14 protein-coding genes and 2 riboswitches are annotated in these 15,632 nt (G+C 36.9%); of the genes, 3 read left to right on the top strand and 11 right to left on the bottom strand.

Features of this window, described 5'->3' with window-relative positions:
* Positions 1-295: 295 nt before the first annotated feature.
* The 6 genes from AC0IXC_RS28725 to groES all read right to left on the bottom strand — a co-directional run bounded on the left by AC0IXC_RS28725 (position 296) and on the right by groES (position 8,244).
* On the bottom strand, positions 296-1,801 hold the full coding sequence (locus AC0IXC_RS28725) for a sensor histidine kinase (protein ID WP_471653690.1): 1,506 nt from the start codon (positions 1,799-1,801) through the stop codon (positions 296-298).
* Positions 1,785-2,486, bottom strand: coding sequence for a response regulator transcription factor (locus AC0IXC_RS28720; RefSeq protein ID WP_002029454.1), 702 nt, complete (start codon positions 2,484-2,486; stop codon positions 1,785-1,787). Before AC0IXC_RS28720 ends, AC0IXC_RS28725 begins: the two co-directional genes overlap by 17 nt.
* Positions 2,487-2,631: 145 nt before the next feature.
* On the bottom strand, positions 2,632-3,957 hold the full coding sequence (locus tag AC0IXC_RS28715; protein WP_002029453.1) for an NCS2 family permease: 1,326 nt from the start codon (positions 3,955-3,957) through the stop codon (positions 2,632-2,634).
* A gap of 128 nt (positions 3,958-4,085) precedes the next feature.
* Positions 4,086-4,187, bottom strand: a riboswitch (purine riboswitch).
* A 155-nt stretch (positions 4,188-4,342) separates the two neighbouring features.
* Positions 4,343-5,881 (bottom strand): glutamine-hydrolyzing GMP synthase, encoded by a 1,539-nt coding sequence (guaA, locus tag AC0IXC_RS28710; protein WP_012260212.1) that lies wholly within the window; start codon positions 5,879-5,881, stop codon positions 4,343-4,345.
* 165 nt (positions 5,882-6,046) lie between these two features.
* Positions 6,047-6,148: riboswitch (purine riboswitch) on the bottom strand.
* A 139-nt stretch (positions 6,149-6,287) separates the two neighbouring features.
* Positions 6,288-7,922: a chaperonin GroEL gene (groL, locus tag AC0IXC_RS28705; RefSeq protein ID WP_002029451.1), complete on the bottom strand. Its 1,635-nt coding sequence runs from the start codon at positions 7,920-7,922 to the stop codon at positions 6,288-6,290.
* Between the two features lie 37 nt (positions 7,923-7,959).
* Positions 7,960-8,244 carry a co-chaperone GroES gene (groES, locus tag AC0IXC_RS28700; RefSeq protein ID WP_002009985.1) on the bottom strand — a complete coding sequence of 95 codons (285 nt, stop codon included), beginning with the start codon at positions 8,242-8,244 and terminating at the stop codon, positions 7,960-7,962.
* Positions 8,245-8,646: 402 nt separating this feature from the next.
* On the opposite strand from groES, the gene AC0IXC_RS28695 reads away from it, so the two are divergent.
* Both AC0IXC_RS28695 and AC0IXC_RS28690 read left to right on the top strand, forming a co-directional pair.
* Positions 8,647-9,396 carry a CPBP family intramembrane glutamic endopeptidase gene (locus AC0IXC_RS28695; RefSeq protein ID WP_002063533.1) on the top strand — a complete coding sequence of 250 codons (750 nt, stop codon included), beginning with the start codon at positions 8,647-8,649 and terminating at the stop codon, positions 9,394-9,396.
* A complete protein-coding gene (locus AC0IXC_RS28690; protein WP_001246201.1) occupies positions 9,393-9,584 on the top strand; it encodes a YdiK family protein in 192 nt (63 codons plus the stop codon). Before AC0IXC_RS28695 ends, AC0IXC_RS28690 begins: the two co-directional genes overlap by 4 nt.
* A gap of 29 nt (positions 9,585-9,613) precedes the next feature.
* Here the strand turns inward: AC0IXC_RS28690 and AC0IXC_RS28685 are convergent, their stop codons facing one another.
* Positions 9,614-10,243 (bottom strand): redox-sensing transcriptional repressor Rex, encoded by a 630-nt coding sequence (locus tag AC0IXC_RS28685; protein ID WP_000372704.1) that lies wholly within the window; start codon positions 10,241-10,243, stop codon positions 9,614-9,616.
* 187 nt (positions 10,244-10,430) lie between these two features.
* Here AC0IXC_RS28685 and AC0IXC_RS28680 point away from each other — a divergent pair, with 187 nt between their 5' ends.
* Entirely contained in the window at positions 10,431-12,353 is a 1,923-nt protein-coding gene (locus tag AC0IXC_RS28680; RefSeq protein ID WP_471653689.1) for an ABC-F family ATP-binding cassette domain-containing protein, read from the top strand.
* Positions 12,354-12,766: 413 nt separating this feature from the next.
* Here AC0IXC_RS28680 and tsaD read toward each other — a convergent pair whose 3' ends face one another.
* From tsaD to tsaE, 4 genes are read right to left on the bottom strand one after another with little or no spacing between them, the layout of a single operon-like run.
* Positions 12,767-13,783 carry a tRNA (adenosine(37)-N6)-threonylcarbamoyltransferase complex transferase subunit TsaD gene (tsaD, locus tag AC0IXC_RS28675; protein WP_002029447.1) on the bottom strand — a complete coding sequence of 339 codons (1,017 nt, stop codon included), beginning with the start codon at positions 13,781-13,783 and terminating at the stop codon, positions 12,767-12,769.
* On the bottom strand, positions 13,783-14,226 hold the full coding sequence (gene rimI / locus AC0IXC_RS28670; RefSeq protein WP_002063534.1) for a ribosomal protein S18-alanine N-acetyltransferase: 444 nt from the start codon (positions 14,224-14,226) through the stop codon (positions 13,783-13,785). Before rimI ends, tsaD begins: the two co-directional genes overlap by 1 nt.
* A gap of 13 nt (positions 14,227-14,239) precedes the next feature.
* Positions 14,240-14,932: a tRNA (adenosine(37)-N6)-threonylcarbamoyltransferase complex dimerization subunit type 1 TsaB gene (tsaB, locus tag AC0IXC_RS28665; RefSeq protein ID WP_002091610.1), complete on the bottom strand. Its 693-nt coding sequence runs from the start codon at positions 14,930-14,932 to the stop codon at positions 14,240-14,242.
* Entirely contained in the window at positions 14,913-15,386 is a 474-nt protein-coding gene (gene tsaE, locus AC0IXC_RS28660; RefSeq protein WP_002009995.1) for a tRNA (adenosine(37)-N6)-threonylcarbamoyltransferase complex ATPase subunit type 1 TsaE, read from the bottom strand. Before tsaE ends, tsaB begins: the two co-directional genes overlap by 20 nt.
* Positions 15,387-15,632: the final 246 nt, after the last annotated feature.

Raw genomic sequence — 15,632 nt, 5'->3', positions numbered from 1 at the left:
AAGTTAGTTTGTCTAGCATCTAAAAATAAAAATTGACGTTCACGTTGTTTGTTTCGTTCAGTTTTCAAAGAACTTGTTTGTCGCTCATTTGCGACTCCCTTATGTTAACATCTTCGTTAGTTAATGTCAACTAAGTTTTTTATTTCGTTTGTCGCTTTCTGCGTTGTTGCTATCGGCGACTTGTTTTATATTACACCTCTAAACTCTAATCGTCAATATATTTTTCTAAAAAAATATAAAAAGGCTTATTCCTTTTAAAATAAGCCTTTTTATCCTATAACATTCTATTCATTTATTATTTTTCTATAATTGATAATGAAACGATGAACTGAACGATCCCGTCCTCATACTCAGCTCGAATACTACCACCTTGCAACTCAACAATACTTTTCGCAATAGCTAATCCGAGCCCCGAACCTTCTGTTACTCTACTTCTTGATTGATCTTTCTTATAAAACCGTTCAAACAAGTTCCCTAACTCTTCTCTCGTAAACTCTTCACTATGATTCGCAATAACAATTTGTATATTCCTGCGCTGCCTTTGAAGAGAAACTTTTATCTCTCCGTCATCTTTACTATACTTAATTGCATTCATTAGTAAGTTGTCGAATACACGAACCATCTTTTCCGAATCAATCATCGCATATGCACGTTCCTCAGGAAACTTCTTAACAAACATAAGCCCATGCTCTTCCGCTTGTGGTACTAACTCTTCTATTAATTGATCAAGTAACTCATTTACACACACTTCCTGTTTTTCTAATACAACTTGTTCATTCGTTAACTTCGTATACTCAAATAAATCTTCTATTAAATTCTTTAACTGCTCCGACTTTGCAAAAGCAATTCTCGTATACTCATCATGTTGTTCTTTATTTTCATATTTAGAATCTCGAAGTAATCGCAAGTAACCCATTATAGAAGTCAGTGGTGTACGTAAATCGTGTGATACATTCGTAATAAGCTCATTCTTTTGCTTCTCTAATTTACGTTCCTTTTCTATATTATTCATAAGCTCTTCCGCCATATTATTAATATTCTCAGTTAAAGACGCAATCTCATCTTCACCTTTTTTCTCAATACGGTACGCTAAGTTTCCTTTTTCTATTTCCTTTACACCTTGTGCCATCGCTTCAATTTGCTTCATCTTTCTCTTTGTTATATAGAAGAAAGAGAAAATAAATACAAGTACACCTATGAAAAACGGAAACGGTCCTTCTTGCGTATCATATATTACTTCACCTTCTGGAATCCCACTAACAAACATGTATAAATTCTTATCTTCTATTGTAATAGGTGCAAAAGCTATAAATTCTTTTCTCGTACTTTCAAATTCTTTTCTACCATTCATATAATTAATCGCAAACGACGATGCATTACGAATTGTATTATGCAAATCAATTTGCTCTTCTTGCGCCTGCTTCGTTTTATATAAAACTTTACCGCTCTCGTCAGTGACCAACACTTTTAAAGCTCTAGAGTTTTGTTCTAAATTTTGATTCTCTATTTCAATCATAGTTGATATAGCTTCTAATTTATTTTCATGAACTGAACTATTTGCCACGCTTTGAGCTTGTTGATTAATTTGTTCCATACCAACCCGATAATCGATCGTCGCCTCTCGATTCGCATTCTCAAAAAACGGTGCTGCTGCCTTCGCTGACAAAATCCCTAACAACGCACAAGCAGTAAACGCAGTAATAAGTTGAATTCGTATACTCCGTTTCACACTCTTCACTATCTTTCCAATTAATTCTCGAATTTTCCTAACATAAGTAAATGGATTAAATATCTTTTTCAATCTTATACCCCACTCCCCATACTGTTTTTATATATATTGGCTTCCTTGGATTCTCCTCAATCTTTTCACGCACTTTCCGAATATGAACCATTACCGTGTTATCCGACTGGAAAGATCTTTCGTTCCAAACCTTTTCATAAATTTGTTCCGCACTAAAGACCATCCCCGGATTACGGACTAGTAATTCTAAAATCGAAAATTCCCTCGGGGTCAGTTTCACTTCTTCTCCATCCACAATGACTGTATGAGTGGAGATGTTTATTTTCATCTCTCCAATTTCTAACTCGTCCTCATTTTGAATAGCAAAGCCATTCATTTTCATATAACGACGTAGCTGCGATTTAATTCTTGCGATTAACTCTAACGGATTAAACGGTTTTGCTACATAATCATCTGCACCTGTTGTTAATCCTAAAATTTTATCCATATCTTGCGTTTTTGCCGAAAGCATAATAATCGGCATTTCCTTCGCTTCCCTTACTTTCATACACATATGAATACCATCTACTTTCGGCATCATAATATCTAATACGACTAAGTGCACTTCATTTTCTTCTAATATACGTAACCCTTCTTCTCCATCCCCTGCTTGCAGTACTTTATATCCTTCGTTCTTTAAATAAATTGTAATAAGGTTCCTAATTTCTTTTTCATCATCTACGACAAGTATTGTTTCCCCAGCCATACTATCTCCCCCATCACTTTTTTAATCCCTAACTTCTATTATAAGAAAACTTCTGAAGAAAAACGCTCGGAAATCCTTAAGATTTTCTGAAGACGCAAAAAAGGTCTAGACTCCCCTCAAGTCTAGACCTTTCAAAAAACCCCTTTTATTTACGAACGTAGATGAAATATAGTACGAATAAAACTCCCATAACATACATAATTGGATGAATCTCTTTACGACGACCACTCACAACCATTGTAATTGGATAGAAGATAAACCCGATTGCAATTCCTGTTGCGATACTATACGTAAGTGGCATTGAAATGATAGTAAAGAATGCTGGTACTGCAATCTCGAATTTCTTCCAATCAATTTCGCCTAAAGATGAAACCATCAAGATCCCTACAATAATTAATGCTGGCGCTGTTACAGCTGGTGTCACAACACTTAATAGTGGTGAGAAGAATAGCGCTAGCAAGAAGAACCCTGCTGTTACAACTGCTGTAAATCCAGAACGTCCACCCGCTGCTACCCCTGCAGAAGATTCAATATAAGACGTTGTTGTTGATGTACCTAGAATTGCACCAATTACAGTTGCAATCGCATCTGCAAATAATGCTTTTCCTGCACGTGGTAATTTATTGTTCTTCATTAATCCCGCTTGATTTGCAACGGCTACAAGCGTACCCGCTGTATCAAAGAAATCGATAAAGAAGAACGTTATAATAACAATCGCCATTTGAACAGTAAAAATGTCTCCAAAGTGAGTTAACGCCATACCGAACGTCGGTTCTAGACTCGGTATTGCTCCCACCACAGCTTTCGGAGTATCAATTAATCCTGTTGCTACTCCTAAAATTGCCGTAAGAATCATGCCGTAGAAAACAGCACCATTTATTTTCTTAATCATGAAGATGATTGTAATAACAACTCCGAAAATTGCTAATAACGTTGTGCCCTTCGTTAAATCCCCCAATCCAACAAGGACAGCATCATTCTTTACGATAATTCCGGCATTTTGGAATCCAAGGAAGGCAATGAATAATCCGATACCCGCCGCTACTGCAAACTTTAACTCTACTGGAATTGCATTAATGATTTTTTCCCGAATACCTGAAGCAGTAAGAATAATAAAGATAATACCTGACATTAATGTTCCAGCAATTGCCGTTTGCCACGGAATTCCCATCGTTAACACCGCTGTATAAGCAAAGAACGCGTTTATTCCCATACCTGGCGCTAAAGCAATCGGATACTTCGCAAATATCCCCATGATTAACGAACCAATCGCCGCTGCTAATGCTGTAGCAACGAATACTGCACCTGGATCCATTCCTGTACCTGCCGGTAATCCTTTAACATTTCCAAGTGACAGCGTAGCAGGATTGACAAATAGTACGTAAGCCATAGATAGAAATGTCGTTAAACCTGCTATGAACTCTGTTTTATAATTTGTGCCGAGTTCATCAAACTGAAAATAGCGTTTCATCTTACGTTTCCCCCGTTATATGATTACTCGCCGTATTTCACCCTAGCCCTCTTTTATTTATAAAAATAAAAAAGGCTTCCATTGCATATACATGGAAGCGTTCTATGAATAAAGACAAGTTTCCCCTCATCTTTATCAAAACGCCTCGTAGTCAAGCCATTTACGGTAGCTAGGTAGAAACTTTCGGGCCATATCCCCGATATTATACGACGGCATAATATTCACTTTTCGTTTGAATTACATACTCATATTAACTCGAGGAGGTGGTTTTGTCAATTTAAAAACGAACATTTTTATAAATTTTTATATTTTCGTTCGTATTAAGGGTAAAAACAAAAAGATCCATCTATACATGAACGATAGATGGATCTTTTTTATTACAATACTATTCCCACTCAATAGTTGCTGGTGGCTTACTCGTTATATCATACACGATACGGTTAACGTGTTTTACTTCGTTTACGATACGTACAGAGATTTTCTCTAATACGTCCCAAGGGATACGTGCCCAGTCAGCTGTCATACCATCGATAGATGTTACTGCACGGATACCTACTGTGTAATCGTAAGTACGCTCGTCACCCATAACACCTACGCTACGCATACCAGGAAGCGCAGTGAAGTATTGCCAAACTTCGCGGTCTAATCCTGCTTTTATAATTTCTTCACGTAAAATTGCATCAGATTCACGAACGATTTCTAATTTCTCTTCTGTAATTTCACCTAATACACGAATACCAAGTCCTGGACCTGGGAACGGTTGACGCCATACGATTTCATCAGGAATTCCTAGTTCTGATCCTAATACACGTACTTCGTCTTTAAATAAAGTATTTAAAGGCTCAATTAATTTGAACTGCATGTCTTCTGGAAGTCCACCAACGTTATGGTGAGATTTAATTGTTTGTGCAGTTGCTGTACCACTTTCAACGATGTCCGTGTAAAGTGTACCTTGCGCTAGGAAGTCCATTCCTTGTAATTTAGAAGCTTCATCATCAAATACGTAAATGAATTCATTACCGATGATTTTACGTTTTTGCTCTGGATCTTCTACACCTTTTAACTTGTTCATGAAGCGCTCTTGTGCATCCACTTTAATAACGTTCATATGGAAGCCTTCGCTAAATGTTTTCATAACACCTTCTGCTTCATCTTTACGAAGTAAACCGTGGTCCACGAAAATACATGTTAATTGGTCACCAATCGCTTTATGAATTAATACTGCTACAACAGAAGAGTCTACACCGCCACTAAGTGCGCATAATACTTTTTTGTCTCCAACAGTTTCACGGATCTTCTCTAATTCTACTTCGATAAAGTTCTCCATGTTCCATCCTTCAGAACAACCACATACGCCGAATACGAAGTTTTTAATTAAATCGTTTCCGTGCTCAGAGTGACGTACTTCTGGGTGGAATTGTACACCGTATAAGTTTTCCCCTTCATTGCTCATACCAGCAATTGGACAAGACTCACTTGTTGCATCTACTACGAATCCTTCAGGTAAACCAGTTACTAAGTCACCATGGCTCATCCATACAACTTGCTCTTCTGGAAGGTTCGCATATAATTTTGATTCGTTCTCTACTTTAAGAACAGCTTTTCCATACTCACGGTGGTTTGCACGTTCTACTTTACCACCGAAGTGTTGTGTCATAAGCTGCATACCGTAACAAATACCGAAGATCGGTAATCCTAGTTCAAAGATTTTCTCATCACAATGTAATGCGCCTTCACCGTATACACTATTTGGTCCACCAGAGAAGATAATCCCTTTTGGATTCATTGCTTTAATTTCTTCTGCAGTAATTGTATGTGGATGAAGTTCACTGTATACACCGAACTCACGAATTCGACGTGCTATTAACTGATTGTACTGACTCCCAAAATCTAAAACGATAATTGTATCATGCTGCTTCTTCAAAATAATCACCCCAACGTTAGTTCTCGTATATAAATATTTTCACCAATTTGGCGAAAAGCATTACTAATATAATAAAAAAAGCCAGTCCTCCGCCTCTAGTCTCATGACAAAGAAAAGGCAGGGGTCTGGCTTTATAAAGAAAGATAGTCTTCCGCTCTTTATAAATATAAGACGCACTGCCTTCATAGTCAGGTTGTTTACGGTAACCCGGTAGAGACTCTCAAACCATATCATCGAGGATATATGAAGGATTGTTTTATATTATCTTCCTAGATTCTAACAATGAAGTATCGATATGGTCAAGAGAGAAAGCGACAAAATTCTACAGAAATTATTTTCCTGCGCTCAAAAACATAAAAAAACATCCACTTCTATATAGAAGTGGATGTTTTTCGGGAGAACGGAATTACATCATTCCGCCCATACCACCCATGCCCATGCCGCCCATGTCAGGCATTGCTGGTGCATTTGGTTCTGGCTTGTCAGCAACTACAGCTTCAGTTGTTAAGAACATAGCTGCAACAGATGCTGCGTTTTGAAGTGCAGAACGAGTTACTTTAGCTGGATCTACGATACCAGACTCAAGCATGTTAACCCATTCGCCAGTAGCTGCGTTGAAACCAACGCCTACTTTTTCGCCTTTTAGACGCTCTACAACTACAGATCCTTCTAGACCAGCGTTGATTGCGATTTGACGAACTGGCTCTTCTAGTGCACGAAGTACGATGTTGATACCTGTTGCTTCGTCGCCTTCAGCTACGATAGAAGCTACTTTTGTGTATACGTTCATAAGTGAAGTACCACCACCTGCAACGATACCTTCTTCTACTGCTGCACGAGTTGAGTTAAGTGCATCTTCAATGCGAAGTTTGCGCTCTTTTAACTCAGTTTCAGTTGCTGCACCTACTTTAATTACTGCTACACCGCCCGCAAGTTTAGCAAGACGCTCTTGTAATTTTTCACGATCGAATTCAGAAGTAGTTTCTTCTAATTGCGCGCGGATTTGACCGATGCGAGCTTCGATTTGTTGTGAATTTCCAATACCTTCAACTACAGTTGTGTTTTCTTTCGTTACAACAATTTTACCAGCACGTCCTAAAGATTCAACTGTAGCAGATTTTAAGTCACGTCCTAATTCTTCAGTGATTACTTCGCCACCAGTTAAGATTGCGATATCTTCTAGCATTGCTTTACGACGGTCACCAAATCCAGGAGCTTTAACAGCAACTACATTGAATGTACCACGAAGTTTGTTCACTACTAATGTAGCTAACGCTTCGCCTTCTACATCTTCAGCAATGATAAGAAGTGGTTTACCTTGTTGTACCACTTGCTCTAATACTGGTAAGATTTCTTGGATGTTAGAAATCTTTTTGTCAGTAATTAAAATGTATGGGTTATCAAGAACTGCTTCCATTTTGTCAGAATCAGTAATCATGTAAGGAGATGCATATCCACGATCAAATTGCATACCTTCTACTACGTCTAATTCTGTTGTGAATCCTTTAGATTCTTCTAAAGTAATAACGCCGTCGTTACCAACGCGCTCCATTGCTTCAGCGATTAATTGACCTACTTCTTCGTCAGCCGAAGAAATAGCAGCTACTTGTGCGATAGAAGATTTACCTTCGATTGGTTTAGAAATCGCTTTTAATTCTTCAATTGCAGCAGTAACAGCTTTTTCGATACCTTTACGAAGACCCATTGGGTTTGCACCAGCTGTTACGTTTTTAAGACCTTCACGAATCATAGCTTGCGCTAATACAGTTGCAGTTGTCGTTCCGTCACCAGCTACATCGTTTGTTTTGCTAGCAACTTCTGCTACTAATTTCGCACCCATGTTTTCGAATGCATCTTCTAATTCGATTTCTTTTGCGATTGTTACACCGTCATTTGTAATAAGTGGTGAACCAAATTTTTTCTCAAGTACAACGTTACGACCTTTTGGTCCAAGCGTTACTTTTACTGCGTTTGCAAGAGTGTCGACACCGCGAAGCATCGAACGACGTGCTTCTTCACTAAATTTAATATCTTTTGCCATAATAATTGACCCCCTTGGATTTTTAAAATGTATATAATTAACCGATAATTGCTAAAATGTCACTTTCACGTAAAATCAAGTAGTCTGTACCTTCGTATTTCACTTCAGTACCTGCATATTTTGAGAAGATGATAAGATCACCTGCTGCTACCTCTAAAGCAACACGCTCACCATTTTCAAGCACTCGGCCTGTACCTACTGCAATAACTTTACCCTCTTGTGGTTTTTCTTTTGCAGTTTCTGGTAATACAATACCACTTGCTGTTTTTTCTTCTGCTTGAACAAGTTCAATTACAACGCGATCACCTAATGGCTTTAGCATGAACAATAACCTCCTCATTTTGTTATGTAAATTTTATTTATTAGCACTCAAGTCACACGAGTGCTAACACACTTCTAATAATAAATAATCTCAATTTCTTTTGCAAGTAAAAAAATCATAATTTTTTCGCAAATTACTTTATGCACTTTCCTATATATCATTACTTCTTCTACTGCCTTTACTATATGAATCGTTGTTCCCACTTCTTGTATGTTACAATATGAAAGACACCCTAAGTTGTTTTCGCTAAACGTACAACTTTTTCCTGTCTCCTATTTTATTTTCAAATACTTATTTACAAAAAAAATATAATTCAAATGAAAGTTTATATCGTAGGTAGCATATTTACATGTTATCCTACCTTATCTCATACACTAGAGTTAGAAAGGATGGTTAAACCATTTGAAGAAACAATATTGGTGGATTATCGTTACATACATTTTAATGCAGTTATCTGGAATTGTTGGCTTACCACTACTCCTAAAAACAGGGCTCTATGATAATAGAGGATTTACCATGGAGGAAAAAGGTCAAATCATAACGGGACATTGGGCAATCATTAGCTTCTTTGTTGCATTATGTATCGTGCTTTGGTTACTTAGAATAGATATTCGTGACAGGCATTTAGATAAAATGCGTGTTACGATCCCAGCTACAGTTGGTTGGATTATAATCGGTATTCTCTTAGCTTTCTCTTCCCAAATAATTGCCGGTATGATCGAAATGCGTCTACTAGGAATTAAACAAGGTTCGGAAAATACAATGAAGCTGATGGAAATTGCAAGAACGACACCTTGGTTCCTCATTGTTGTATCTATAATCGGACCTATCTTAGAGGAAATCGTATTTAGAAAAATTTTATTTGGCACACTTTATAAGAGATTTAATTTCTTTGTTGCTGCTATCATTAGTTCACTTGTATTCGCGGCGATTCATTTTGATTTTACTCACTTATTGGTATACACTTCTATGGGGCTCGTATTCGCCTTTTTATATGTACAAACGAAACGCATTATCGTTCCTATAGCAGCCCATGTGGCAATGAATACATTAGTCGCTATTGGACAAATTTTTATGAGCAATGAGCAAATTCAAGAAATGATTAAAGAAGCTGAAAAAATGCAAGGCTTTATCGGAGGATTTTTAGTATGAGAAACTCACCATTGTTCATGGCTGCATTGTACTTTCTTCTTGGATGTATCTTTACACGCTTCGCCATTACGAACGTAACAGATACAATCTGGAATATGTGGACAATACTATTTGCAGTTATGGCAACAATTGATTTTAATTTGGCACTTCGCCTTATCTTAGTTAAATTCACAAAGAAAAAACAATAATAAAACGCAGAGGTCATCTCCTCTGCGTTTTATTGTGGATAATTCTTCAAAAAATAAACAAGAGTTTGTAACTCTACAGCTAAATCAATGTGATGAATCCTTATATTCTCTGACACATTTAAGCGTGCTGGTGTGAAATTTAAAATACCATGCACGTTCGTTTCTGCCAATCTATCTGCCACAGATTGCGCTACTGTAGCGGGTACCGTTAATATTGCCACTTGTATATCAGTTGATAAACGTTCTTCTAGTTCATCCAAATGATATACAGGAATGCCTCCGATTTCTGTCCCAACTTTCTCTTCACTAACATCAAACGCCATTTCAATTTTTGTATTATTGTTTTTCGTGAAATTATAATGTAAGAAAGCGGTCCCTAAATTACCTACTCCAATAAGTGCCACGCGTGTTATATCATCTTGGTCGAGTGTTTCACGGAAAAATGATAATAAATAATTTACGTTATATCCATATCCTTTTTTCCCTAACGCTCCAAAATATGAAAAATCTCTTCGAATAGTTGCGGAATCAACCTTTACCGCTTCACTCAATTCGGCTGATGAAACACGTTGCTTACCAGAAAGAGATAAGTTTTGGATAAATCGATAGTATAGAGGCAATCGTTTGGCAGTGGCCTGTGGAATTTTTTGCTGATCCATATAACCTCTCCTCTCTTCCTATCTTTATTCTTATACTTGAATCAAATACAGAAGTTTAGTACTCATGAATTTCCTTGTATAATAAAGAGAAGAAGTATTCTCTCTTTATTTTAAACTATACACTATTTTTAGTATGATTGAGAAATATAAACATGGCAAAGTTAAGAAATTATTTGAGGTGAAAACATTGATATTATTACAAGTGAATGGGCTTTCGAAATTATACGGTGCAGAAACGATTCTTGCAAACATAAAATTGGAAGTACAAACAAAAGATCGTATCGCATTAGTCGGACGAAATGGAGCTGGAAAATCTACATTATTAAAAATAATAGCTGGCGAGTTATCTCATGATGGTGGTGAAATTATAAAACCGAAAGATGTCTCAATGGGGTATTTAGCTCAAAATACCGGATTAGAAACGTCTTTAACAATTTGGGATGAAATGTTAACCGTCTTTACACACTTGCAGCAGATGGAGACAAAACTTCGAAGGCTAGAGCAAGAGATGGGAAAAGAAGAAAACTTTTCAAATGCGGCTATATATGAGAAATTATTAGCTGATTATGACCAATTACAATTAGATTATAAAGATCAAGGCGGCTATCAGTACGAAGCGGATATACGCTCAATTTTAAGCGGTCTTGGCTTCCCAGTTGAAACGCATCAGACGAAAATTTCCACATTAAGTGGTGGACAAAAGACTCGATTAGCTCTCGGGAAATTATTATTAACTAGACCAGACTTACTTATTTTAGACGAACCTACAAACCATTTGGATATTGAGACACTAACATGGCTTGAACAATATTTACAAGGCTATCCTGGCGCGATTTTAATCGTTTCCCATGACCGTTATTTCTTAGATAAACTTGTTACACAAGTATACGAAATTTCTAATAAGGAAAGCCGACGATTTGTTGGTAACTACAGTAAATATTTAGACTCAAAATCAGCTCTATACGAGCAAGAAATGAAGCGTTATGAAAAACAACAAGATGAAATTTCTAAACTGGAAGACTTTGTACAAAAAAATATAGCTCGTGCATCTACGACAAAACGCGCTCAAAGTCGCCGTAAACAATTAGACAGAATGGAAGTATTAACTAGACCATTAGGCGATTCTAAATCAGCTTCCTTCCACTTCGATATTGAAAAACAAAGTGGAAATGATGTTTTACAAGTGAAAGATGCAACTATTGGCTATTATCAGGAACCGATTATTGAACATGTAAATATGCGCTTAACTCGCGGTGACAGTGTTGCCTTAGTTGGGCCAAACGGAATTGGAAAATCTACATTATTAAAATCCATTGTGAATAAGTTACAGCTATTACATGGAAACGTTGCTTTCGGCTCAAGTGTATCTGTTGGTTATTATGATCAAGAACAAGCCAACTTAACATCTTCGAAGCGAGTTTTAAATGAATTATGGGATGAATATCCCCTGCAACCTGAAAAAGAAATTCGCACTATACTAGGCAACTTTTTATTCACAGGGGATGATGTACTCAAACCAGTATCTTCTCTTAGTGGTGGACAAAAGGCTCGACTAGCTCTTGCAAAACTTATGATGCAAAAATCCAATTTATTAATTCTCGATGAGCCAACAAACCATCTTGATTTAAATAGTAAAGAGATTTTGGAGAATGCTTTAATTGATTACCCAGGTACTCTTCTATTCGTCTCTCATGACCGCTATTTTATTAATCGCGTAACGACAACCGTTGTTGAGTTATCAACAGAAGGTGCACAAGAATATTTAGGTGATTACGATTATTACGTTGAAAAGAAAAATGAAATGATTGAACGTGCGGAACTAGAGCAAGAAGATGAAGTACCTGTTCAAAAAATGGTAGCACAAGAAAAATTAAATTATCTCGAAGAAAAAGAACGTAAACAGCTAGAGCGTCAACGTACTCGAAAAATTGAAGAACTGGAACAAAATATCGTAGGCTTAGAAGAAGAAATTGCTACGTTAGAAGATCAGCTTTGCTTACCAGAAATATATGCAGATTATGAAAAGGCTAGTGAAATTACAACTAAAAAGCAAACACTGCAAGAACAGCTTGAAGCTTGTATGGCAGAATGGGAAGAACTGCATATATAAGAGAATTTAAAAGAGGAGGATGTCTCATAAGTCGGGCTTTTTGACGAGATGACCTCCTTTTTATTTTCTTTTTTGGAATCAATACCATAGTAAATAAAATTATATAACCGATTCGACAAGGATTGACAATAGTAGCACCTTATATAATAAGTGGAGGATGTTTCAAAATTTTTTTTTGGCATCTCCTTGTTTTTTATTTCCCAAAAAAGAATTTCTTCAAAGGTCAGACTTCCTCTATGTTATCCACAAGGTTATGCACATATCCACCTTTATAATATAAACTTCCAAATAACTTTTCCACATTATCCACAACTAGATAAAAAGTTATACACATTTTATGTACACAAAAAAACCCATATTATCAACAGATAATACGGGTTTTATCCACAGGCTGTGGTTAATTTTGTGTATAACTATGCTTCAATATCTAATCCTGGATTTGCATTTAAAGCTAATGTAGCGCGTTTTCCTTGTTCGTATGCAATTGTACCTGCAGCTGCAATCATCGCTGCATTATCTGTGCATAAAGATAGAGGAGGAATAATTAGCTCTATATTTTCTTTTTGTGCAAATTCTGCTGCTAAACGTGCACGAAGCCCTTTATTAGCAGCTACTCCACCAGCAAGAAGCACTTGTTTTACATTATAAGCATCTGCTGCACGAGACGCTTTCGTTACAAGTACATCTATTACACTTTCTTGGAAACTTGCTGCTAAATCTTCTGGTGCAATTTCTATACCGCGCTGTTTTGCGTTATGCACAGTGTTGATAACTGCTGATTTCAATCCACTAAAGCTGAAATCATACGAATCAGGTTCTAGCCACGCACGAGGCAAATCAATTGTTGGTTTTCCTTCATGCGCAAGGCGATCAATATGAGGACCACCTGGATAAGGCATTGATAATGTACGAGCTACTTTATCGTAAGCTTCTCCTGCCGCATCATCTCGCGTTTCACCAATCACTTCAAATGAACCATGTTCTTTCATATAAACAAGCTCCGTATGTCCACCGGATACAACAAGCGATAGTAACGGGAATTGTACTTCTTTTACTAAACGATTCGCATAAATATGACCAGCAATATGATGAACACCAACTAGAGGGATATCATGAGCAAAAGCCACAGCTTTCGCTGCATTTACACCTATTAAAAGTGCTCCGACTAAACCTGGGCCTTCTGTTACAGCAATTGCATCAATATCCTCAAAAGTGATATTCGCTTCTTTTAAAGCTTCTTCTAACACAACTGTGATTTCTTCTACATGATGACGGGATGCAATCTCTGGTACTACTCCGCCAAAACGCTTATGACTTTCAATTTGCGATGCAACGACATTCGCAATGATTTCCGTTCCATTTTTAACAACTGCTACAGCTGTTTCATCACAGCTTGTTTCAATACCAAGTATAATTATATTTTTTTCCATTATATATTCACCCACATTACAAGACCATCTTCCTGATTGTCTGCATAGTATCGTTTACGAATCCCACCATTTTGAAATCCGTATTTTCTGTATAACTGCTTTGCTACTTCATTTGACATGCGTACTTCAAGTGTCATTGTTTTTACTCCTAACCCTTTCGCTTCGGAAATGACTTCTTTCAATAAGGCATCCCCTAGCTTTTGACCTCTGTATTCCGGCAGGATAGCTATATTTGTTACATGTGATTCATCAATAATTATCCACAATCCACAATATCCAATTACGAGACCATCTTTTTCTAGCACGACATAATGTGCATGTTCATTCACCTCTAATTCACGGTGAAAGGCATCTGCAGTCCAAGGGGTTGAAAAAGATGCTTCTTCAATAGCTACAATTTGAGCAATATCATCGAGTGCCATCTTTCTAAATATCATATCCATCTTCTGTAGGCCCCTATTGTTTTTGACTTTCTAACCATTTTGTTTCAGCTTCAGCTAAACGAAGATAGCTAGGAACAAACGTATGCACGTCTTGTTCTTCTTTTTGTAATCCTAAACATGCTAATTCACTTGGTCTCGGGTTATTCTTAGTGAACGGAGCAAATACAGCTTGATCACCTAAATATTCTACAATTGTTTCTTTATGCAATTTAACATCGTTACCAATAAATAAAACAGGCTGTTCTTTATCTTTTAACATTTGCAACCAGTCAACAATAAGAATAATTCGGTCTTCTTCTATTGAAGTTATACGCTCTCCTTCATATGTATATAACCCCGTGTAAATTTGACCACGTCGGCCATCAAATAAAGGACAAATTAGTCCATTAAAATTAGTACCATTTGCAGCCACCACTTCCAAACTTGATACACCTACAATTGGTATTTGAAGTGACCAAGCTAATGTTTTTGCCGCTGTCACACCTATACGAACACCTGTATATGATCCCGGTCCAGCTGCTACAACAATTTTAGTCAATTCTTTCGGTTTTACACCACATTCTTTTAACAGTTTCTCTACAGCTGGCATAAGACGTACAGAATGGTTTTTTGTTAAATTTGTAATGATTTCCCCAATCACGTTCCCTTCCTCAATAAGGGATACACCCATTACGTAATTTGAAGTATCAATTGCTAGTACTTTCATCTTGTAATAGCTCCTCACATAATCTAATATAGCGATCTCCAATTGGCTCAAGTACAATTTTTCTTGTATCATCTCCAGCATGGAATAAACTAATTTGCAACTTCTCATTCGGTAAATATGCTTCTATTAAATGAGCCCATTCTACTACTGTGATCCCTTCACCATAGAAATACTCATCAAATCCTAAATCTTCTTCACTTTCCGCTAAACGATACACATCCATATGATATAGCGGTAATCTTCCTTTATATTCTTTAATAATATTGAAGGTAGGACTATTTACGACTCTTTTCACTCCAAGACCTTTTGCTAGTCCTTTCGTAAAAGTCGTTTTGCCAGCTCCAAGATCACCTTCTAAAATAATTACATCTTTTTCTTTTACAAGTCTCCCTAATTTTTCTGATAATCGCTGGGTTTCTTCGGAAGATTTTGTTGTTATTTCATATTTACTCACAGACTTCACCTACTTTACTCACAATGTTCTCTGCTCTTTATTATACAGGTTTTAAATATATAAAAAAGTCCTTAGGAGTTTTCCTAAGGATAGTTTGACTGTCTTTATTAGTTTTTTGTTAAAACAAATAAAAAAATACGAAACAACTTGTTTCGTTCTTTTCTTTATATAAAATGGCGGTCCCGACCGGGGTCGAACCGGCGATCTCCTGCGTGACAGGCAGGCATGTTAACCACTACACCACGG

The organism is Bacillus sp. AC266 (assembly GCF_979253805.1).
The sequence above is the reverse complement of the archived record's forward strand: the minus strand, read 5'-3'. Positions and strand labels throughout refer to the sequence as shown.

What these genes read in the sequence shown, in the direction of transcription:
- AC0IXC_RS28715 (WP_002029453.1), bottom strand. Translation starts at nt 3,957, where the DNA reads ATGAAACGCTATTTTCAGTTTGATGAACTCGGCACAAATTATAAAACA.
- AC0IXC_RS28690 (WP_001246201.1), top strand. Translation starts at nt 9,393, where the DNA reads ATGAGAAACTCACCATTGTTCATGGCTGCATTGTACTTTCTTCTTGGA.
- groL (WP_002029451.1), bottom strand. Translation starts at nt 7,922, where the DNA reads ATGGCAAAAGATATTAAATTTAGTGAAGAAGCACGTCGTTCGATGCTT.
- tsaB (WP_002091610.1), bottom strand. Translation starts at nt 14,932, where the DNA reads ATGAAAGTACTAGCAATTGATACTTCAAATTACGTAATGGGTGTATCC.
- AC0IXC_RS28720 (WP_002029454.1), bottom strand. Translation starts at nt 2,486, where the DNA reads ATGGCTGGGGAAACAATACTTGTCGTAGATGATGAAAAAGAAATTAGG.
- AC0IXC_RS28685 (WP_000372704.1), bottom strand. Translation starts at nt 10,243, where the DNA reads ATGGATCAGCAAAAAATTCCACAGGCCACTGCCAAACGATTGCCTCTA.
- tsaD (WP_002029447.1), bottom strand. Translation starts at nt 13,783, where the DNA reads ATGGAAAAAAATATAATTATACTTGGTATTGAAACAAGCTGTGATGAA.
- groES (WP_002009985.1), bottom strand. Translation starts at nt 8,244, where the DNA reads ATGCTAAAGCCATTAGGTGATCGCGTTGTAATTGAACTTGTTCAAGCA.
- rimI (WP_002063534.1), bottom strand. Translation starts at nt 14,226, where the DNA reads ATGGATATGATATTTAGAAAGATGGCACTCGATGATATTGCTCAAATT.